We start from the raw sequence: 20,016 nt of genomic DNA, 5'->3' as shown, positions 1-20,016 counted from the left end.
GTGTTACGGGCCGTAGAGAAATTTCTTGAGACAGGAGAACGACCATGCGCGGCGTGATGTTCAACGGCAACCGAGAGTGCGAGATACGTGAGTTCCCGGACCCCCATGCGGGACCCGGCCAGGCTGTGGTGAAGATCCGCGCCTCGGGCATGTGCGGCACCGATCTTCACCGGTACCGTGGTACCGTGGCCATCGACGCCATCACCGGCCACGAGCCTTGCGGCGTCATCGCGGAGTTGGGCGCCGGCGCCCCGGCCGGGCTGGCGGTGGGCGACCGGGTGGTGGTGCACCACTACGAGGGCTGCGGCATCTGCGAGATCTGCTCGATGGGATTCGAGCAGGCTTGTCCCCACGGCCACGTGACCTTCGGCGGCGTGGACGCCCACGGCGCCAACGCGGACTACATCCTGGTGCCGTCACGCTTGCTCATCCATCTCCCCGAGGAACTGTCCTTCGAGGCCGGCGCGGCCATCTCCTGCGGCACCGGCACGGCCTGGAACGGCCTCAAGAAGATCCACATCGCCGGCGGCGACGTGGTGTCGATCTTCGGCCAGGGGCCGGTGGGCCTGAGCGGGACCATGTGTGCGAAGTACATGGGGGCCAAGGTCATCGCCGTCGACGTGGTGCCGGAACGGCTGGAGCTGGCGCGCCGCTACGGCGCGGACCACGTCATCAACGCCAAGGACACCGACCCGGTGGAAGCCATCAAGGAGCTGACCGGCGGCCTGGGGTCCACGGCGGCGCTGGAGACCTCCGGCAACCCGGAATGCCGCAGCCAGATCCTCAAGGCCATGCGCACCTTCGGGCGCTGCTGCTACGTGGGCATGGGCGCGCCTTCCACCATCAACTTCCGCGACGACGTCATCTTCAAGGTGGCCACCATCATCGGCTCGTGGACCTTCAACAAGTCCGAGCTGATCGAGATCTGCCGCTTCATGGTGGAGGAGGACGTCCCGGTGGACGACCTGGTCACGCACCGCTTCGCCCTCGACGACGCCGAGGAAGCGTTCCACGTCTTCGACAGCGCCACCACCGGCAAATGCGTGTTCGTGCTGGATTGAGGGAGTAGCTGCGGATGAAGAAGAAAAGTACCGGCGAGTCCGACCAAGAGGGACATTGGTGGGTCGATGAACATCGGTCCGCGAGACCCGTTCAGTATTTCTCGAAGGAGTACCTGGAGCAGTGCAAGCGGATGAAGCCGGCGGACATCCTCCGGTTTCTGGACGCTTATCGGAGACTGTATTCGCCGACGGTCCGCAAGGAGAGTCGCTCCATCAGCTTGAGAGTGCCGGAGAACCTGCTGGAGGCGTTCAAGGCCAAGGCGAGCCTGCACGACGTACCCTATCAGACTCAGATCAAGCGTTTGATGATGGACTGGGTCACCGGCCAGTCCGCGGGAGCGGATGCTCCGATGCCGGAAAGCTCGCGCCGCCGGGGCACAGCAAGGAAGTCGTAACGCGGTCTCAATGCCGATCGGCGGGAAGCGCCGTCAACCGTCAGGAGGACACGATGCCCATTTGGCAAGAGCTGAGCTGGCCGCGGATCAAGGAATGCGCGGAGAAGGGGTGCGTGGTGATCGTCCCCGTCGGGGTGATCGAGCAGCACGGACATCACCTGCCGCTGGATACCGACGCGTTCATTTCGCAGGAGATCGCGCGGGCGGCCGCCCGGCGGGATCCGGAGATCCTGGTGGGGCCGACGGTGCCTTTCGGCTTCACGCCGAGCAACAAGAACTTTCCCGGCAGCATCAGCCTCACGGCGGCCACCTGGATGGCGCTGATCCGCGAGATCGTGCGCTCGGTGCACCGGCACGGCTTCACCCGCATCGCGCTGCTGAACGGCCACGGCGGTCAGGTGGCGCTGTCGCGGTCGACCGTGGCGGCGCTCCAGGACGAGGAGGGGATCCGCGTCGTGGTGCTGAACTGGTTCGGGTTGGTGGACAAGGACATGGGCCGGTTGTTCCCCGACGAGAAGATGCCCGGCGCCCGCGTGGGCCACGCCGGGGCGGTGGAAACCTCCATGAACCTGCACCTGCGCGAGGAACTGTGTGCGCAGGGCAGCCTGGTGACGCATCTCGGGCCGCAGACGCCGGCGTTCGTCAGCAAGGTGGGCGGCTACGTCCAGACGCCGCGCGAGGATCTGTCGCCGTCGGGCGTGATGGGCGACCCCAATCTCGCCAGCGCCAAAAAGGGCGGCGAACTGTTCGATCTGTGCGTTGAGCGCCTGTGCGAGTTCGCCCGGGAGTATCGGGAAGCGGAGTAGGGAAACTCCACGACCGTTCCTCCTGAGCCCTTCGTCAAGCTCAGGACAGGCGTAGTGCCGCGTCAGCGGCGCGAAGTCGAAGGACGTCCTGATTGAGCCGTCACCCGATGATCGCCCGGGTGGTCTCCACGATGCGTTCGGCGGTGGGCGTCACGTGGTCCTCCAGCGGCGCCGCGAAGGGGATGGGCACGTGGGGGATCGCGACCCGCTTGATGGGGGCCCTCAGGCTGTCGAAGGCCAGGTCGGCCATCAGCGCGGCGATATTCGCGGCCACGCCGCAGTTGTCGTGGCTCTCGTCGGTGACCACCAGCCGGCCGGTCTTCCGCACCGACGCCAACAGGGTGTCGGTGTCCAGCGGCTCCAGTGTCCGCGGGTCCACCACCTCGGCGGAGATGTTGTCCTTAGCCAGGGTCTCGGCGGCCGCCATCGCCCGAGGCACCTGCACGCCCGTGGCCACGATGGTGACGTCGCTGCCTTCCCGGGCCACCGTTGCCTTGCCGAAATCGGTGTCGTGCTCGCCGTCGGGCACCGGGCCGCGCTCGCCCAGCAGCCGCTCGTGGGCCATGAAGATGGTGGGGTCCTGGCTCTTCAGCAACGCGGTCCGCAGCAAACCCTTGGCGTCCGCCGGGGTGGCGGGCATGGCCACCTGCAGGCCCGGGGTGTTCCAGTACCAGGGCTGAGGGCTGCCCGAGTGTTGCACGCCGCCGCCGCCGCGGATGCCGTAGCGCATGAAATAGGTGACCGGAGCGTTCGTCTGGCCGCCGGAGTTGGAGTAGGCGATGGCCGCCTCGTTGTTGATCTGCGGGATCGCCTCGTACGAGAAGGTCGCGGTGCCGATGTCCACCAGCGGCCGCAACCCGGCCATGGCCGCGCCCGCGGCGATGCCGCAGTAGCCCAGCTCGGCGATGGGCGGGGACTTGATGCGTTTGCCGTGCCGCTCGCGCACCGAGCGGAAGCGCTCCGCCGCCGGCCCCGAGCTCACCAGCCCGCCGCCGATGAGCACCACCCGGCGATCCTGCTCCATGGCTTCGGCCAATGCCTCGACCAAAGCCTCTCCCAGGGTCATCTCGCGCGCCATGGCTATTCACCCCTTCCCGCGTATGCGTACCGGACCGCCGCCTCGGGCGGAGGCAGCGGGCTCGTGAGCGCGAACTGTGCCGCGGCGTCCGCTTCGCGCCGCACCTCCTCGTCGACCCGCACCACGGTGTCCCGGTCGCATCCCTCGCTGGCCGCCAGCTCCCGCGCGTAGGCCAGGATGCAGTCGCCCTCGGCGTACCAGGAGCGCACGTTCTCGGGCACCGGGCTGGGGTCCCACGCCCAGTTGATGTCCGTGACCCCGCCCACCAGCGTGGGGTGGGCGCCGTCGTTGCCCGGCCACGGATGGGTGCGCGCCTCGACGAAGAACGGCCCCTCGCCCGCGCGGGTGCGCCGCACCAGTTCCTTCAGCGTGCCGTGCACCTGGCCCACGTCGTCGCCGTTCACGCTGACGGTCTCGAGGTTGAGGGCGCGCGGAATGTTGGGCAGGTCGTCGGCGGCGTGGTCGGCATTGACCCGTCCGGCGCGCCGGTAGTTGTTCTCCATCACGAAGATCAGCGGCAGGTTCCACAACCGCGCGATGTTCATGCTTTCATACGCCACGCCCTCGTCCATGGCGCCGTCGCCGAAGAAGACCACGGTCACGGCGTTGGACTCCAGCACCTGGGCCGCCAGCGCCGCCCCGGAGGCCAGCGCCGTGCTGCCGCCCACGATGGCGGAGGTGTGGAGGATGTTCAGGTCGGGCGCCGCCACGTGGAAGGTGCCGCCGCGTCCCAGGCAGTAGCCGGTCTCGCGTCCGATGACCTCGGCGAGCACCTTGCCGGGGTCGCCGCCCTTGGCGATGACGTGGCCGTGGTTCCGGTGGGTGCTGAAGACATAATCCTCCAGCGCCAGCGCCGAGCATACGCCCACGCCGGTGGCCTCCTGGCCGATGTAGATGTGGAAGTGGCCCCGGATGAGGCCCTCGTGCTCCTCGTTGAACCGGACGACGTGCTCTTCCGCGCGCCGGATCATGAGCATCTTGCGCAGCAGATCGAGCCGCTGATCTCGTGGCATGTCGGGTAGCATGGTTCCCTCCCGCTGGTTCGGAATTCGCCGTGGAATCTACTCCGGTTGGCCGCGGAAGGGAAGCACCGCCAACACCCCGAACCGTCATTCCCGCGACGCGGCCGTGACAAGACTCCGCTCGGACAGGAAATGGCAGGGACCCCTCGGACCGTCATTCCCGCGGAAGCGAAAATCCAGGGGTGGCGGGGCGGGGAAACGCCGCTGTAGTGCCCCGCCACCACCCCTGGATTCGCTAGAATCACAAACGAAGTGCAACACTTTGATAAGGTTCCCGCTTCCGCGGGAATGACGGTCCGGGGGACCCCTGCCTCATCAGCTTTGACACAGCCGCGGAAGCGGCAATCCGGGCGTGGTGTGGTGGGGCAACCAAGTCCGAGGAGAGGGTCGGGCCGCTACAGCCGGAAGAACTCGATGGCATTGCCGGCCACCATGCGCCGGCGCTCGTCGTCGGCGACGCCCTGCATCTGCGAGTCGAGCAGCTCCCGGGAGTGGGGCCAGCGGGTGACCACGTGGGGGAAGTCGCTGCCCCACAGCATACGGTCGACGCCGACGTCGTGGCGCAGGCGCACGCCCACGTGGTCTTCGAAGAAGCCCCAGTAGGCGTGCTCCCGGAGATACTCGCTGGGCAGGCGCTTCAACCGCGGCAGTCCCAACTGGCGTTCGGCCCAGAAGCGGTTGACGGAGTACTCGTGGTCCATCTGCTCGTAGAAGTACGGCAGCCAGCCGGCGTTGTTCTCGGCCCAGTAGATGCGCAGCCTGGGGAATCGGTCGAAGATCCCCGCCACCACCATCTGGCTTGCCTCCACCGAGCCCGAGTGGTACGGGGCCTGGCGGGCGAGGCGCTGGATGAAGTCGGTGGGCGGCCGGTGCTCGGCCGGCGCCTCGCGGGGATAACGGAACAGCGGCGTCTCGCGCGACCCCACCTTGGCGGTGAAGGATGTGTGCACCACCACGGGCACGTCCAGGTCCAGGGCCGCGGCCCAGAAACGGTCGTCCTCCGGCGACGGAAAGCTCCGTCCGCTGGGATAGGTGGCCAGCCAGACGGCCTTGAAGCCGAGGCGTTTGCAGTGCTCCATCTCGGCGACGTCGTCCTCGACGCCGCGGTTGGGCAGGACGCCGACGCCGATGAGGCGCTCGGGGTCCACGGCGCAGTACTCCTCCGCCATGTACTCGTTGAAGTGGTGGATGATGCCGACGAACGCCTCCTGGTCGCGGATGGCTGGGTTGCGCACGTCCAGGGCAAACAGCACCTCGGCGTCGACGCCGTCCTGGTCCTGCTCGCGCAGGCGTTGCTCGGGGCCGCCGCATCCCGGCGTGTTGTCGAAGTCGATGACCGTAGGATCGAACTCTTCCGGTGGGCGCCCGCCGTAGTAGCTGGTGCCGCCGTAGGTGAGCGGCCGCCCCTCCTTCTGCAGCGCGTCGCGGCCGTCGGCCAGCCGGATCCGGCGCGACATCCGCTCCCGGTACGTGGCGGGGACGCGATGGCGCCACAGGTCCGGCGGCGCTTCGAAATGGCTGTCGGCGGAGATGCAGCGATACTCTCGTGCCATGGAATGTCCCCTGAAGCCCTGACGAAGCTCTGATCAATCGCCGCCGGGCGAGATGGGGTCCTTCGACTGCGCGAGGCCCGCCATCTTCATGAGTCCTTCCCGGACAGCGGCCAGTCCAGCCATTCCGCCAGCGCCCGTCCCAGGATCCACTCCTTCTCGTCGTCGGTGAGGTCGAGTTCTTCGGTGAACAGTGTCAGCGCTTGCCGGTAGGGACAGGGCAGGTGGGACAGGTCGGTTCCCCAGAAGACGCGCTTGGGTCCGAAGGCGTCGACCACGCGGCGCACCTGCGGGTGGAGCGACGGATACGGATAGCTCTCCGTGGAATAGCACGGCAGCGCCGACGCCTTCACCACCACGTTGGGCAGGGAGGCGAGCTTGAGCACGCCGTCGATGATGGGTTCCAGCGGCTTTCCCACCAGGCTGTTGTTGAGCCCCATGTGGTCGACGCACAGCCGCAGTCCGGGGTGGCGCGCGGCCACCTCGGCGAGCCGCGGCAGGTGGTGCGGCGCCAGCGCCATGACCGGGACGTCGTAACGCTCGGCCGCGGCCCAGAACCAGTCGATGCTGCCGTCGTCGAGCCAGGCGCGGTAGCGGCCGCGGTGAAAGGTCAGACGGATGCCGAGCATGCCGGGCTGTTCCTTCCACGCGGCCATGCGCTCCCGGCTCTCGGGCGCGTCGAGGGTCAGCCGGCCCATGACCGCGAAGCGGTCCGGATGGAGGCGGGCGGCCTCCATCGAGGTGTCGTTGCGGTCCGCCTCCCAGGTGGGCGGCACCAGCACCGCGCGCTGCACCCCGGCCGCGTCCATCTCGCGCAGCAGCTCCTCGTGGCCGATGGGTTCCGGGCGGTGCGGTTTGGCCGCGTCCACCCGGTCCCAGGGTTTGGCGGGCGTTTCCGGGGCCCAGATGTGGACCTGTGAGTCGATGATCTGCATGACGGGCGACTCTCTGCCGATGGCGGGCGGATAACCCTTACGGTGCCGCCTGCGCTTCGGCGTCCCGGTAGGTCCACTGGAAGTCGCGGTTCCGGTACACCTCGTCGGGCATCAGGCTGGTCAGCCCGCGCTTGTCCAGCTCGCCCTCGAAGCGCTCGCGGATCTGCGAATCCTCGTCGGCGTATTCGATCTGGTCCTTGGCGCGGTCCTCGACCTTCTCGGCGTGGCCGCGGAACTGCCGCGGCGGATGCAGCGCCAGGTAACGCGCCGGCGTGCCGCCGGCGTTGAAGTGCTGGTGGAACCACTTGCCCGGCGGCACGAACATGCTGGCTTCGTGCCACGGCGCCACCACCTTCTGCTTGCCCTCCTCCCAGAGGATGGAGTAGCCCTCACCCGCGGGGATGACGATGACGCGGCCCGGACCGTGGCGATGCGCCTTCTTGTAGGTGCGGGAAGGGAACACCGACATGTGACAGGACATCTCGGAGTAAGGGAAGGTCATGAGCACGCTGTGACCCCCCGCGCCCCGGCGGGTGCTGCGGTTGAGCTTGTTCCAGGAGCCCATGTCCGGGAAGAAGTTGCCGTACCAGAAGATGCCGCTGCGGCCGCCCCAGGTGCGCGTGGGATCGCCGTCGCGCACGAGCTTGGCCTCGGAGTAGAGCTGGCCGCCGTCGGCCAGGTGGTCCTCGCCCTCGTATTGGTTGTCGAAGAAGAACTCGGGATCGGTGTTGAGCGACAGGGCCAGCGGCAGATAGCTGTAGCGCAGGAGCCGCACCGGCTGGTCGCCGCGCATGTTGCTCAGGGTGTGGTGGTAGTTGTGCGGGATCTGGAACAGGCTCCGGGGCTGCCATTCGAAGCTGGTCCTGGAGCCGTTGTCGCCCATCCACACCGTGGTGACGCCGTGGCCCTGGAGCACGTAGACCAGCTCGTCAAGACCGAACTTGAGCGGCGGCAGCGTCTCTCCCGGAGGGATCTCCTGCACCATGGCGGAGGTGACCCCCTCCTGGCCCACGAGCTGGATGAAGGCGCTCTCGCAGCCGCGCCGCTCCCACCAACCCAGCTCCACCGTGCGCAGGTCTTCGATGAAGTAGCCCCGGTGAATCGGCACTCCCGCGGAGGCCATCCAGTCGTCGTAGGTGTATTCCTTGACCTCAAGCTCGGGAGGAACGGAATCGTCGGAACTCGTGTCGATATCAACCTGCGCCATCAATCGGTTCTCCTTGGGTTCTGTTTTCGGGGCGCCGCGGGCGCTATTGCGCCGCGGCCACCTCTTCGAACGTGGGTTCGGGCATGCCGTCCTTCCAGGTGGGATCGCGCAACTCCAGCCGGTTGCCGCTCGGGTCCGCGAAGTAAAGCTCGCGGCCCGGGAAGTACCCGCCCTTGCGGTAGTAGAGCTCCATCACGTTCACGTTCTCTTCCTTGAAAATCTTGCACGCCTCGTTCAGGGTCTCCGGGCTGACGGTGAAGGAGTGGTGCACGCGGTCGTCCTCCGGCTTGTCCGGCAGCTCCCTGCGCTCGCACAGCAGGATGTTGTGGTCGCCCACGTTGAAGCACGCCATGACGTTGTTGGCGAGCCGCCCCAGAGACTTGAGTCCCAGCAGGTCGCCGTAGAACTTCTCCGCCTCGCCCAGGTCGTTGACGGGAATGGACCAATGCGTAACGCCTTCGATCTTGAGCATGTGCCTGTCTCCTTCCATTCGCGGGTTGCCTGCCCCAACGAGGGACGGGCTCACGTCAACCTACCTGACCTTCCGCTGTCTGTTCAAGAGATTGCCTTTTGCCTACATTGTACCTACAGGTGGAAACGTGACAGGTGGAAACATGAGAGATAGCTACGACTTCTCCAAGGCGAAGCGCAATCCATATGCGAAGCACCTGAAGAAACAGATCACGCTCCGGCTGGACCAGGACACCCTTGCCTATTTCAAGGCGCTTGCGGCGCAGAACGGAGTGCCGTACCAGACCTTGATCAATCTGTACCTGCGTGACTGCGCGACCAGCGGAAGGAAGCTCGTCTTCCGTTGATCGGAGGTCGCCGACTCCTCATCCCTTCGGATACCCGAGCCGGCCCAGGTCCTCCCTGATTTCGTCCAATATGACCGGGTCGTCGATGGTGGCGGGGGCGTTGTAGGGGGTGCCGTCCGCCATGCTCCGCACCGTGCCGCGCAAAATCTTGCCGGAGCGTGTCTTGGGCAGGCGTTTCACCATCAGGGCCTGCTTGAAATCGGCCACCGGTCCGATCTGCTCGCGCACGAGGCTCACGAGTTCGGGCACCAGGGCTTCCTCGGTGGTCTCCACCCCCGCCTTGACCACGATCAGTCCGAGGGGCACTTGTCCCTTGAGGGCGTCACCCACCCCCAGCACGGCGCATTCGGCCACCGCCGGGTGGGAGGCCAGCACCTCTTCCATGGCGCCGGTGGAGAGCCGGTGTCCGGCGACGTTGATGACGTCGTCGATGCGCCCCATGATCCACAGGTAGCCGTCCTCGTCACAATAACCCCCATCGGAAGTGACGTAGTAGCCGGGATGCTGCTCGAGGTAGGCCTTGCGGTAGCCTTCCTCGTTGTTCCACAGGGTGGGCAGACAGCCCGGCGGCAGCGGCAGCTTCACCGTGATGCTGCCCATCTCGCCGGCCGGAAGGTCGTTCCCCGCGTCGTCGAGCACGCGGACGTCGTATCCCGGCACGGCCCGGGTGGGTGAGCCGGGCTTCACGGGCAACGCCTCGATGCCCATGCAGTTGGCCGCGATGGGCCAGCCGGTCTCGGTCTGCCACCAGTGGTCGATGACCGGCACGCGCAGGAGGTCCCGGGCCCACACCAGCGTGTCGGGGTCGCAGCGCTCGCCGGCGAGGAACAGGGTCCGGAAACGGCTCAGGTTGTACTCCCGGACGTAAGTGCCGTCGGGATCCTCTTTCTTGATGGCGCGGAAGGCGGTGGGCGCGGTGAACAGCGCGCGCACGTCGTGCTGGCTGATGACCCGCCAGAAAGCGCCGGGATCGGGCGTGCCCACGGGCTTGCCTTCGTAGAGGACGCTGGTGCAGCCTTTCAGCAGCGGCGCGTAGACGATGTAGGAATGGCCCACCACCCAGCCCACGTCGGAGGCGGCCCAGTACACCTCGCCGGCGTCCACGCCGTAGACGTTCTTCATGCTCCACTTGAGCGCCACCGCGTGGCCGCCGTTGTCGCGCACGATGCCCTTGGGCTGCCCGGTGGTGCCGGAGGTGTAGAGGATGTACAGCGGGTCGGTGGCGGCCACGGAGACGCACGGCGCCGGCTCGGCGGCGGCCACCGCCTCGTTCCAGTCCACGTCGCGGCCGGCGGTCATGGCGGCCTCCGCCTGGGGCCGCTGCAGCACCAGGCAGGCGCCGGGCTTGTGCTCCGCCAGGCGGATGGCCTCGTCCAGCAGCGGCTTGTACTCCACGACGCGGTTGACCTCGATGCCGCAGCTCGCGCTCACGATGACCTTGGGCTGGGCGTCGTCGATGCGGGTGGCGAGTTCGTTGGCGGCGAAGCCGCCGAAGACCACCGAGTGCACGGCGCCGAGGCGCGCGCACGCCAGCATGGCCACCACCGCCTCGGGGACCATGGGCATGTAGATGATCACCCGGTCGCCCGCGTCCACGCCGTGGTTGCGCAGCGCTCCCGCGAAGGTCGCCACCGTGTCCCGAAGCTCGGCGTAGGTGAAGACCCTCTCGCTGTCCGTCACCGGGCTGTCGTAGATCAATGCCGGGCGGGCGCCGTTCCCCTGCTCCACGTGCACGTCCAGGGCGTTGTAGCAGGTGTTGAGGGCGCCGCCGGTGAACCACCGGTAAAAGGGCGGCCGCGAGTCGTCGAACACCCGGTCCCAGTGCCGGTCCCAGTGGATGTCCTCGGCGGCCTCGGCCCAGAAACTCTCCGGGTCCTTCAGGGCCCGTTGGTAAGTATCGGTGTAGCCGTTGTGGTTCATGCGCGTCTCCCCAAGCGTTTTCCGGTGGTTCCTGCATAACCGGGCGGCCCTCGGCCTGCAAACACAAACACCGTCCGCGGGTGCGCGGCCGGTGGAGACACGGCTCCACAGGTGGCTTTGACAGTGCCCCCTGACTTGGTCTACGTACCAAGTGGACCGGAACCCTTGCGGATCTCTTCGGCGGGCGCATCGGAGCGGGCACCAGCTCCACGGACCTCACATGAGCTACAAGACCATCCATCACAAGGCCGACGTGCTGGTCATCGGCGGCGGCGCGGCCGGCGCCATGGCGGCGATCCGCGCGCGCGAAGAGGGCTCGGACGTGCTGCTGGTGGACAAGTCCGTGTTCGGCCGCAGCGGCTGCGCGGCGCTGGCCTCCGGGGCGTACATCACGTACATGCCCGGCGACGACCTCCAGTTCCACCTCTCCGGCCGCGGCGTCCTCACCAACCAGACCAAGGCCATCGAGGCGATTCACGCCACCTACGACGTGCTCAAGATCCTCGACGGCTGGGGCGTCAAGTTCGTCAAGGAGAACGGCGAGTTCTGGCGCGGCAAGGGCGGCTCCGGCGCGGCCGCCAGCGGCGGGCTGGCGGCGGGCCTGGTGGGCGGCGGCACGGCGATGATGAAGGTGGTGCGCGGCGTGGCCCTGCGCGCCGGCGTGCGCGTGCTCGACCGGGTCTCGGTGACGGACCTCCTGACCTCGGACGGGCGCCACCCCACCGGCGGCCACGTCGTGGGCGCCCTCGGGATCTCCGGGCGCGAGCGCGAGGTCCACGTGTGCGAGGCCAAGTCCGTGGTGATGTGCGCGGGCGGCTTCAACTTCGGCTACAAGAGGCCGGGACAGTGGTTCGCGGGCATGCCCCTCAACATCACCAGCGACGGCGTCGCCATGCAGCTCCGGGCGGGCGCGGTGATGGGCAACATGGCGTGCGGCAGCAAGTACCTGCAGACCATGGAGTTCATGTGCGCCCCGGGCATCGAGCATTTCACCACCATGGGCACCAGCTACTTCAACCGGCTGGGCGTGGACGTGATGAAGCGTTTCACCGAGTCCGAGGCCGAGTTCACCCGGCGGCTGTCGCTGGGACACGCGGTGGCGCTGGAGATGCTGGAAGGCAACGGCCCGGTGTACCTGGACTGCACCAAGCTCCCGCCCGAGAACATCCGCCTCCTGTACGAGGTCATCCCCATCATCATGAACACGTTCGAGGCCGCGGGTTACGAGATCAGCAAGGAGCGCATCCCCTACCTGCCGGTGCTGGCCGCCACTTACGGGTCGAGCCACGGCGGCGGCGCGGTGGTGGACGACCAGTGCGCGACATCGCTGCCTGGCCTGTTCGCCGCCGGCGCCAGCAGCGACGGCATGAACATCTCGCCCAACCTCAATCTCTCCTGGTGCATGGTGCTGGGCTGGTGGGCCGGGCTCCACGCCGCCGACTACGCCAGGAACGCGGCAACGACGGGCGTGGTGGCGCCGCAGGTGGAGACGCTTTCCACCGGCGTCACCCAGTACCTCAAGCCCGCGGGCACCGCCTTCGACGAGGTCCACGGCCGGGCCGCGGACCTGCTGCACGAACTGGGCGTGATCCTGAGCGACGAGAAGATCTCGCGGGTGCGGCAGGGGCTCATGGATATCCTGGACACCTACGACAACGTCATGGCCAGGGACCCCCACGATCTCGTCAAGGTCGTGGGGCTGCGGAACTCCATCGAGGCGCTGACGGCGGTGCTGGACTACCTGCTGCACCGGCAGGAGAGCCGCGGTTCGGTGATCAACAGCGACCATCCCGAGACCGACAACCAGAAGTGGCTGGTCCTGAGCAAGTCCATCATCGAGAACGGCGCGCTCAAGATCTGGGACGAGCCCATCCCTCACGACGAGTTCTACGTGCACTACCGGCCGCGCTCCGGCAAGGCCATGCATCCCTTCTTCAAGATCGCCGGGCAGATGGTGGAGGGGGAAACCAACGATGGCTGACGAGCAGCATCTGCCGAAGGTCGAAATCTGGAAGGAAGTCTGCACCTCGTGCGGGGCGTGTGACGACGCCTGCCCGACGGACGTGATCCGCATGGGCGAGGACGGCTTTCCCTTCGCCAAGTACGAGGAAGACTGCCAGGGCTGTTTCATCTGCGAATGGGACTGTCCCGTGGGCGCCATCAGGATTCGCGTCGCGCGCTGGTACGAGGCGTCCCGCCTCCCATGAGTATCGCCTGGGCTCTGGTCGCTTCGCTGGGGTTCGCGGTCTCCCACATCCTGATCCGCCGGGGGTTGGCTCAATCCAATCCGCTGGCCGGGTTCGCCATTTCCATTGCCATCTCCTTCCTGACCCTCTGGTCCATGGTGGCCGCCACACTGCCGCTGGCCGTCTTCTGGACCCACGCCATCTGGTACTTCGCCGTGGGCGGCCTGTTCGCCTCGGGCCTCGGACGCTGGCTGGTGTACGTCTCCATCGACCGGCTCGGGGTGGCGCGTTCCATCCCGGTGGTGAGCACCACGCCGATGTTCGCCTCGATCCTGGCCGTGCTCATCGTCGGCGAGCACTGGACCCTGGGGGCTTTCTTCGGCACCGTGCTGATCATCTGCGGCGTCATCGTCATCTCCCGCACCCACGAGCAGAAGGGGGAGTTCCGCCGGCTCGACTTCATCTTCCCTCTTCTCGGAGCACTGTCGTTTTCGTTCTCGGCCAGCGTGCGCAAACTGGGCTTCTTCGTCGCCAACCTGCCGCTCATGGCGTCGTGCGTGAACGCCACCACCGGGCTGGCCCTGGCGGTGGCGATGATCTACGCGCAGGGCGGGCCGCGCAAGGTCCTGCCCATGTCCCGCTCGGTGTTCGCGTGGTTCGTGGCCGCGGGCATCTGCAACACTACGGGAATGCTGGCCAACTTCTACGCCCTCTCCAGCGGCGACATCGTCATCGTCGAGCCGCTGATCAGCACCAACCCGGTGTTGACCGTCGTCCTCACCGCCATCTTCCTGCGCGACGTGGAGACCGTGAACATACGCGTGTGCCTCGGCGTCGCCCTCACTTTCGTCGGCACCATGCTGCTGGTCTACACGAGAGGGCACGGGGGGTAGGGAGGGACCGTTCGGCCACGTCACTCTCCATGTCCGGGTCGTCATTCCCGCGGAACAGGCTGTGTCAACACTTTGCTCGGACACGAAATGGCACCACCACGCCCCGAACCGTCATTCCCGCGGAAGCGGGAATCCAGGGGTGGTGGAGGGGTGCTACAGCGACGTTCCCCCGCCTCACCCCTCCTGGATTCCCGCTTCCGCGGGAATGACGGTTCGGGGCGTGGTTGCCTCTTCCGGATGGAGTATTGACACAGCCTGTTCCGCGGGAATGACGTATTGGTAACGTCTCCGTCTTCCATGTCCTTTCCCGCACGGCTCCGTTAGAATGGCGTCGTGCGCACGGGACTGGAAAGACTGCTCGGCGATCCGCGCCGCTGGCTCGGCGACGCGCGGGTCGGGCTCGTGGCCAACCCCACCGCGGTGGACCGCCGGCTCGCCCACGCCGTCGACCTGTTGCACGGTCACCCGGACGTGGACCTGCGCTGCTTGTTCGGTCCCGAGCACGGGCTGCGGGGCTCGGCCCAGGACATGGTGGGGGTGGCCCACGACACCGACCCGGCCACGGGCCTGCCGGCGGTGAGCCTCTACGGCGCCACCTTCGAGTCGCTGTCGCCCACGCCGCAACAACTCGCGGACCTCGACGTCCTCCTCTTCGACATCCAGGATGTCGGCGCGCGCTACTACACGTACGCCGTCACCATGGCCCTGTGCATGCGCGCGGCTCGATCTTCCGGGGTCAAGGTCGTGGTGCTGGACCGTCCCAACCCCATCGGCGGCGAGGCGGTGGAGGGGGGCGGCCTGGACGCGGGGCTGGAGAACTTCTGCGGCCTCTACCCGGTGCCCCAGCGCCACGGCATGACCCTGGGCGAGCTGGCCCGGCTCTACAACGACGCCTTCGGCATCGGCTGTGAATTGGCGGTGGCGGCGTGCGAGGGCTGGCGCCGGAGCGTTTACTACGACGAGTGCGGCCTGCCCTGGGTCATGCCGTCGCCCAACATGCCCACCCCGGACACGGCGCTGGTCTATCCGGGCATGTGCCTGCTGGAGGGCACCAACCTGTCCGAGGGCCGTGGCACTACGCGTCCCTTCGAGCTTTTCGGCGCGCCGTTCATCGAGGCGGAGGCGCTGGCCGCCGAGTTGCGGCGCCAGGAACTGCCCGGGGTGTTGTTCCGCCCCTGCGTCATCGAGCCGGCGTTCCACAAGTTTCGCGGCGAGCGCTGCGGCGCGCTGCAGTTGCACGTCGCCGACCGCCGCGCCTTCTTGCCCTACCGCACCGGCCTGGCCGTGCTGATAGCCGTGCGCAAGCTCTGGCCGGAATCGTTCGCCTGGCGCACCGAGCCCTACGAGTTCCGCGCCGACGTTCCCGCCATCGACCTCTTGACCGGACGGCCCGCGGTCAGGCAAGCCATTGACGGTGGCGCCGCGCTCGACGATGTGGTGCGCATCGCCAGCGGCGGCACGGAGGTCTACGACGCCGGCCGCGACAAGGCTTTGCTTTACGAATGAAACAGTTCCGCCCGCCGCGGGCGCCATTGCCGCGAGCAGGTGGAAGGAACATCCAGGAGGACAACATGGCGGATCAGGAAGTCGCAGTGGTGGTGGGAGGCGGGCCGGGACTCAGTTCCTCGCTCGTGCGGCTGTTCACGCGGGAAGGCATGAAGGCGGCCATCGCCGCGCGCAACCCGGACAAGCTCCAGGCCCTCGCGGAGAGCACCGGCTGCCGCGCCTACGGGTGCGACGCGGTGGTGCCCGAACAGGTGAACGATCTCTTCGCGCGGGTGGCGCAGGACCTGGGTGAGCCCAACGTGGTGGTGTACAACGCCAGCGGGCGCGTGCGCGGACCCCTGACCGAGTTGGATCCGCCCGCGGTCCGGGACGCCATCATGGTCACCTGCTACGGCGGTTTTCTCGTAGGGCAGGCCGCGGCCGCCAGTATGCTGCGGACGGGCGGCGGCACCATCCTGTTCACCGGCGCCTCGGCCAGCGTGAAGGGGTACGCCAACTCCGCGTCCTTCGCCATGGGCAAGTTCGGCCTCACCGGGCTGGCCCAGAGCATGGCGCGGGAGCTTCAGCCGCAGAACATCCACGTGGCCCAGATCGTCATCGACGGCGGCATCGACTCGTCCCGGCGGGATGCCGCGCGCGGTCCGGACACATGGCTCAGCCCCGACAGCATCGCCGAGACCTACCTCCAGCTTCACCGCCAGCACAGGAGCGCGTGGGCGTCGCACATCGAACTGCGCCCTTGGGTGGAGAAGTTCTGAGGGACTCGGAAGCGCCGGGATCGGACACGGCTCGGGCTAAAGAATCGTACGACGACGCCGATCTTCATGTATGGAATGGAACGGCGGCATCTCTGGTTGACGGCTCGGAACGCGGCGACTCTTCTCGGGAAAGAGGAGGGCGTGGTCCTGCCGTCCGTCCTCATGTTGATCGCGGTGCTGGCGGTGGTGAGCGCCACGAGCATGAACGCGTCCTTGACCGACCTCCGCATTACCGACGCCTACTACAAGAGCGTCGCCGTGTTCCACATCGCCGAGGCCGGGCTCACGCACGGCCGGCACGAGTTGTCGGACGAAGACGGCGCTCTTGATTTCATCGACATCCTGGCGCCCACGGCGATATTCGCCGGGCGCGGGTTCCACGACGGCAGCTACACCGTGATCGCTACGCCCGTGGCCGGGAGCGTACCGCCCCGCCTGCGCCTGCGGTCCTCGGCCTGTTTCCCGGCGGCGCATCCGTGTCCGCGCGGGCATGCCAGGGCGGCGGTGGAAGCCCTGCTCGAACACGACCCGGCTGGCGTCACGCCGCGCCAACGCGTGCGGCTGGTGGCGTGGCGCGCCATCGATTAGTGTCGTGTCCGGTTAATTCGCAGCATAATCTGCGGGTCTTTTCCGCCGTCGGCTGCGTTGCGTCACCCCCGGGCCTTGATCCGGGGTCTTCCTCGCGTGGTGCCCCCCACCGGGGCGACCGCAGGTCGCCCCTACAAGCCATCGCGACTTGCCGACGAAGTCATCGGACACCGAACGAGTGCCGTCCCTGCACTGCTTGTCTTGGTGAGTCACAATGCCGGACTGATAGCCGCGTCTCCCGCGGCTGCCCATCGGGTCCCGGCGCTTGCAGTATGATCTCGCACGGGGTGATGGCCTTGACGTGGTAGGAGTGGCCACCGAGCCGGGAGCCGCGCCCCACCACGTGGATGTCGCCCTCGGCGTCCTTCACCAGCGCTGCCGCGTGGAGGGGCCCCCAGACGATTCCGGTTGCCCGCAGGCGGGGTTGTGGAACGGGTTCCGGCGACGGGGTCGGTTCCGGGTCCGCCGCCGGCAGCGGTTGCGCCACCGGCGGCGGGGTGCGGTACGGCTCGAACGGGTCGCGCGACAAGGGCGCGGCGGTGACCACGGCGGATGGCGACGGCGGCGCCGGAGTTCCGCGGCCTGCCGCTTCCCGAGCCGTCCTTGTCTCATCCCCGCCCTCGTCGTCGGCATCCCGCTCAAGGGGCCGGAGCGTCACCAACTCCATGGCGATGCGCAGCGTGGCGGCGTCGCCGTTGCCCGGGAGCGCGGCGATGGCGAGCTTTCGGGCATCCGCCAACGTGCCGGGCGCCGCGGATTCGAGGAAGCGCAACAGGTCGTGGTACGTCCCCGCGAACTCCAATTCCAGCGGGACCTCGGTAAGGAACTCTCCGGCGACGGCGGCGCCGGGTTGGAACCGTACCATCTCCAGGCCCGCCGCGGCCGCCCGGGCGGTGACGCTCTCCAGCGGGTCGACGGGTTCGTCCGCGTGCGGGAGACGGGAACGCAGCGCCCCGCGGAGCGCGGCGAGATCCTCGCGCAATCGAGGCAATTGATCCGCCTGACGGCGCAGCCGGGTCTGTTCGAGGCGGGCGATCTCCAGGCCGGCTTCGACCCGGTCGATGCTGCCGGACTGGGGCCGGTACAGGAGGGCGTAATCCAGGGCGGCCAGCGCGAGGCTCGCCCCGAGGATGCACGCCGCCCATTGCGCGGCGGAACGTTCGAGCAGGAGGTCCAGGTAGTATTGCATGAGCCTTCAAACCGGCACACGTCATTCCCCGGGCGACGCCGGATCGGACAGGGGGGTGGTGCGCGCGCGGATCACGAAGCGCCGGACATCCTCGTCTCCGGACGCCTTGCCGGCCTCCACGAGCTGCCGTTCGGCGAAGTCGCCGGGAAGGTCGCGCAGGAACCGGGTGATGGACGCGTCGTCGGTGGCCTGGCCTTCCAGCACGGTGGTGCCATCGGACGCGGCGTAGCGCGTCAGCCACAGGGTCGGCGGCGCGGCGGCCGAGAGGCCGCGCAGGGCTTTCGTGGGTTGCCCGCGGCCCTCCAGCCAGCCGGTGACGGCCGCGTTCTTGCGCCGTTGCTCCTCGATACGTTTTTCCAGCGCACCGGCGGCCTTGGCCTCCCGGCGTAGTGCCGTGGCCGTTGTGCGCGATGCCGCCAGGTTGGCCTCCAGGCCGGACCGGTGGCGGCACTGCGCGACGTTGACGGCGCCGAGTGCCGTCCCGGTCAACAGGAGCGAGGCGGCCAAGGCGAAAATGCGGCGGCGTTTGCGTTGCAGCGCCCGCGTCTCGCGGGTGCACAAGAGGTTGATGCGTGGCTTCACGGGACGGTGTCCTCTTCTTCGCGGCCCTTCTATTCGTCGGGGTCTCTGGCGGCGAGGCCCGCGACCACGGCGAAGGCCGGTCCGGCGGGCTCGCCCGCGGTCACCGTGATGCCGGTGAAGAAGGGACCGCAGACGCGGACCTCGGCGTCCAGTGCACGGGCGAGACTCGTACCGAGACCGGGCAGCACCGCGCTGCCGCCGCTCAGAGCGACGCGACGCGGCGCCGTCTCGTGGCCCAAGGGGCCGAACAGGTTGACGCCGCGGCTGATTCGGGCGGCAAGGGAATCACATGGGGAGTCGAGCCAATCGCCAACGGCCACGTCATTCGAGCCGCCGCGCTTGATCGTTTCGGCCTCGTCCCGCGAGACGCTCAGGTTCTCGGCGAGGCTTTCCGTCAACTGCTCGCCGCCCACCGGCAGGTCCGTTGCGTAGCCGGGCCCGTCCGGCGCCGGGAGGTGGATCGTGGTGGAACGGGCGCCCACGTGGATCCAGGCCGACGGCGTATCGCCGTCGAGCGAGAGGTCGTCGCACAAGCGGCCGAGAGCGAAATGGTCCACGTCCACGATGACGGGCGTCAGCCCCGCGGCTTCCAGGAGTTGGACGTGCCTTTCGACCAGGGCCTTCCGGGCCGCCACCAAGAGCACGTCCAGCCCGCTGCCGTCCTCTGAAGGACCGAGGACGTGGTAGTCGAGGTTGACGTTGCCCAAGTCCTCGGGAACCGCGTCCATGGCCTCGAACTCGATGACTTCGTCCAGCCTCTCTCTGCTTTGGGCGGGAAGCTCCAGCCGCTTGATGATGACGCCCCGGCCGGGGATCGCGGCCACGACCGGGGGTCGGGCCCCGTCGCCCGGGGCCGCGAAAGTACGGATCGCCCGCGCGAGGACCGCCGTTTCGCGCACGACCCCGTTCTCCACCGCGCCAGGCGGCACCGGCAGCGCACCGGCGCGCACGACCTCGGACTTGCCGCCCCTGTCCGCAACCTCGGCGATCTTGATGGCGCTGGAACCCACGTCCACCGCGAACCAGCGCCGTCGCCGTTTGAACGCATGCAGCAATGAAGCGATCCGTTTCATGTCCGTTTCAGTGAGCAAAACCGGGGCCACTCCCGGGGGTGGCGCGCCCGGGAGTGGTCGCTGGTGCCCGTAGGTCGTGCGAAGTTTCGCGCTGTCGCGACGTTACGGGCAGTTGCCCGACGCCCCGCCAACCACGGAAGGTCCGGGCGGCGGCGTTGAACCCGTCGTGCTCAGGCACCGGAGGCGGCTGGCCGTCATCCCGTTGGCAGCAAACGGCATCCCGGCGACGGTGCCTGGCTGTGTCAAAACGCCGTCTGGCCACGACCCCGGAGGCGCCACCCCGAAGAGTCATTTGTATGTTGAGAGAACCTCTCAGATCGGCCAATTTGAGGGGTAGGCATGCGGGGCGCGTCGTACGTCATAGGGTGAGCACCCTAGGGGTTCTGCACCGGGCGGGAGTAGGACACCCCGCATGCCAGTTGTCGCTCCGAACAGATACCGGGGGTCAG

At 67.9% G+C, this 20,016-nt stretch carries 20 protein-coding genes; 10 read left to right on the top strand and 10 right to left on the bottom strand.

Annotated elements, in window-relative coordinates; translation table 11 throughout:
• The first annotated feature begins 44 nt into the window (after positions 1 to 44).
• From OXF11_00315 to OXF11_00305, 3 genes are read left to right on the top strand one after another with little or no spacing between them, the layout of a single operon-like run.
• Positions 45 to 1,061 (top strand): zinc-binding dehydrogenase, encoded by a 1,017-nt coding sequence (locus tag OXF11_00315; protein ID MCY4485550.1) that lies wholly within the window; start codon positions 45 to 47, stop codon positions 1,059 to 1,061.
• Positions 1,062 to 1,075: 14 nt separating this feature from the next.
• Positions 1,076 to 1,456 (top strand): CopG family antitoxin, encoded by a 381-nt coding sequence (locus OXF11_00310; GenBank protein MCY4485549.1) that lies wholly within the window; start codon positions 1,076 to 1,078, stop codon positions 1,454 to 1,456.
• Between the two features lie 53 nt (positions 1,457 to 1,509).
• Positions 1,510 to 2,262 (top strand): creatininase family protein, encoded by a 753-nt coding sequence (locus OXF11_00305; GenBank protein MCY4485548.1) that lies wholly within the window; start codon positions 1,510 to 1,512, stop codon positions 2,260 to 2,262.
• 100 nt (positions 2,263 to 2,362) lie between these two features.
• On the opposite strand, the gene OXF11_00300 is transcribed toward OXF11_00305, so the two are convergent.
• The 6 genes from OXF11_00300 to OXF11_00275 form a co-directional block, all read right to left on the bottom strand.
• Positions 2,363 to 3,340 carry an alpha-ketoacid dehydrogenase subunit beta gene (locus OXF11_00300; protein MCY4485547.1) on the bottom strand — a complete coding sequence of 326 codons (978 nt, stop codon included), beginning with the start codon at positions 3,338 to 3,340 and terminating at the stop codon, positions 2,363 to 2,365.
• Positions 3,341 to 3,342: 2 nt separating this feature from the next.
• Positions 3,343 to 4,365, bottom strand: a complete 1,023-nt coding sequence (locus tag OXF11_00295) for a thiamine pyrophosphate-dependent dehydrogenase E1 component subunit alpha (protein MCY4485546.1) — start codon at positions 4,363 to 4,365, stop codon at positions 3,343 to 3,345.
• A 392-nt stretch (positions 4,366 to 4,757) separates the two neighbouring features.
• Positions 4,758 to 5,915, bottom strand: coding sequence for an amidohydrolase family protein (locus OXF11_00290; GenBank protein MCY4485545.1), 1,158 nt, complete (start codon positions 5,913 to 5,915; stop codon positions 4,758 to 4,760).
• 86 nt (positions 5,916 to 6,001) lie between these two features.
• A complete protein-coding gene (locus OXF11_00285) occupies positions 6,002 to 6,847 on the bottom strand; it encodes an amidohydrolase family protein (GenBank protein MCY4485544.1) in 846 nt (281 codons plus the stop codon).
• Between the two features lie 37 nt (positions 6,848 to 6,884).
• Positions 6,885 to 8,054 carry a cupin domain-containing protein gene (locus OXF11_00280; protein ID MCY4485543.1) on the bottom strand — a complete coding sequence of 390 codons (1,170 nt, stop codon included), beginning with the start codon at positions 8,052 to 8,054 and terminating at the stop codon, positions 6,885 to 6,887.
• Between the two features lie 43 nt (positions 8,055 to 8,097).
• Complete coding sequence (locus tag OXF11_00275) at positions 8,098 to 8,526, bottom strand: VOC family protein (GenBank protein ID MCY4485542.1); 429 nt, start codon at positions 8,524 to 8,526, stop codon at positions 8,098 to 8,100.
• Positions 8,527 to 8,668: 142 nt separating this feature from the next.
• Here OXF11_00275 and OXF11_00270 point away from each other — a divergent pair, with 142 nt between their 5' ends.
• Positions 8,669 to 8,872, top strand: a complete 204-nt coding sequence (locus OXF11_00270) for a BrnA antitoxin family protein (protein MCY4485541.1) — start codon at positions 8,669 to 8,671, stop codon at positions 8,870 to 8,872.
• Positions 8,873 to 8,890: 18 nt separating this feature from the next.
• Here OXF11_00270 and OXF11_00265 read toward each other — a convergent pair whose 3' ends face one another.
• Positions 8,891 to 10,792 carry a propionyl-CoA synthetase gene (locus tag OXF11_00265; GenBank protein MCY4485540.1) on the bottom strand — a complete coding sequence of 634 codons (1,902 nt, stop codon included), beginning with the start codon at positions 10,790 to 10,792 and terminating at the stop codon, positions 8,891 to 8,893.
• A 220-nt stretch (positions 10,793 to 11,012) separates the two neighbouring features.
• On the opposite strand from OXF11_00265, the gene OXF11_00260 reads away from it, so the two are divergent.
• From OXF11_00260 to OXF11_00235, 6 genes are all read left to right on the top strand, one after another.
• Positions 11,013 to 12,773: an FAD-binding protein gene (locus tag OXF11_00260; GenBank protein ID MCY4485539.1), complete on the top strand. Its 1,761-nt coding sequence runs from the start codon at positions 11,013 to 11,015 to the stop codon at positions 12,771 to 12,773.
• Positions 12,766 to 12,999, top strand: coding sequence for a ferredoxin family protein (locus OXF11_00255; GenBank protein MCY4485538.1), 234 nt, complete (start codon positions 12,766 to 12,768; stop codon positions 12,997 to 12,999). Before OXF11_00260 ends, OXF11_00255 begins: the two co-directional genes overlap by 8 nt.
• The gene (locus OXF11_00250; GenBank protein ID MCY4485537.1) at positions 12,996 to 13,871 is read left to right on the top strand and encodes an EamA family transporter; all 876 of its coding nucleotides are present in this window, start codon (positions 12,996 to 12,998) and stop codon (positions 13,869 to 13,871) included. The genes OXF11_00255 and OXF11_00250 overlap by 4 nt, the downstream gene beginning before the upstream one ends.
• Positions 13,872 to 14,204: 333 nt before the next feature.
• Positions 14,205 to 15,377 carry a DUF1343 domain-containing protein gene (locus OXF11_00245; protein ID MCY4485536.1) on the top strand — a complete coding sequence of 391 codons (1,173 nt, stop codon included), beginning with the start codon at positions 14,205 to 14,207 and terminating at the stop codon, positions 15,375 to 15,377.
• 65 nt (positions 15,378 to 15,442) lie between these two features.
• A complete protein-coding gene (locus OXF11_00240) occupies positions 15,443 to 16,135 on the top strand; it encodes an SDR family NAD(P)-dependent oxidoreductase (protein MCY4485535.1) in 693 nt (230 codons plus the stop codon).
• Between the two features lie 141 nt (positions 16,136 to 16,276).
• Positions 16,277 to 16,723, top strand: a complete 447-nt coding sequence (locus tag OXF11_00235; GenBank protein MCY4485534.1) for a pilus assembly PilX N-terminal domain-containing protein — start codon at positions 16,277 to 16,279, stop codon at positions 16,721 to 16,723.
• Between the two features lie 160 nt (positions 16,724 to 16,883).
• Here the strand turns inward: OXF11_00235 and pilO are convergent, their stop codons facing one another.
• From pilO to pilM, 3 genes are read right to left on the bottom strand one after another with little or no spacing between them, the layout of a single operon-like run.
• A complete protein-coding gene (pilO, locus tag OXF11_00230; protein ID MCY4485533.1) occupies positions 16,884 to 17,912 on the bottom strand; it encodes a type 4a pilus biogenesis protein PilO in 1,029 nt (342 codons plus the stop codon).
• Positions 17,913 to 17,933: 21 nt separating this feature from the next.
• A complete protein-coding gene (locus OXF11_00225; GenBank protein MCY4485532.1) occupies positions 17,934 to 18,494 on the bottom strand; it encodes a PilN domain-containing protein in 561 nt (186 codons plus the stop codon).
• A gap of 29 nt (positions 18,495 to 18,523) precedes the next feature.
• Entirely contained in the window at positions 18,524 to 19,567 is a 1,044-nt protein-coding gene (gene pilM / locus OXF11_00220) for a type IV pilus assembly protein PilM (GenBank protein MCY4485531.1), read from the bottom strand.
• Between the last annotated feature and the right edge of the window lie 449 nt (positions 19,568 to 20,016).

The sequence above is a fragment of the Deltaproteobacteria bacterium genome (assembly GCA_026712905.1).
Classification (GTDB): Bacteria; Desulfobacterota; Binatia; order UBA9968; family JAJDTQ01; genus JAJDTQ01.
Note: the sequence above shows the minus strand (reverse complement) of the source record. Positions and strands in the feature narration are given on the sequence as shown.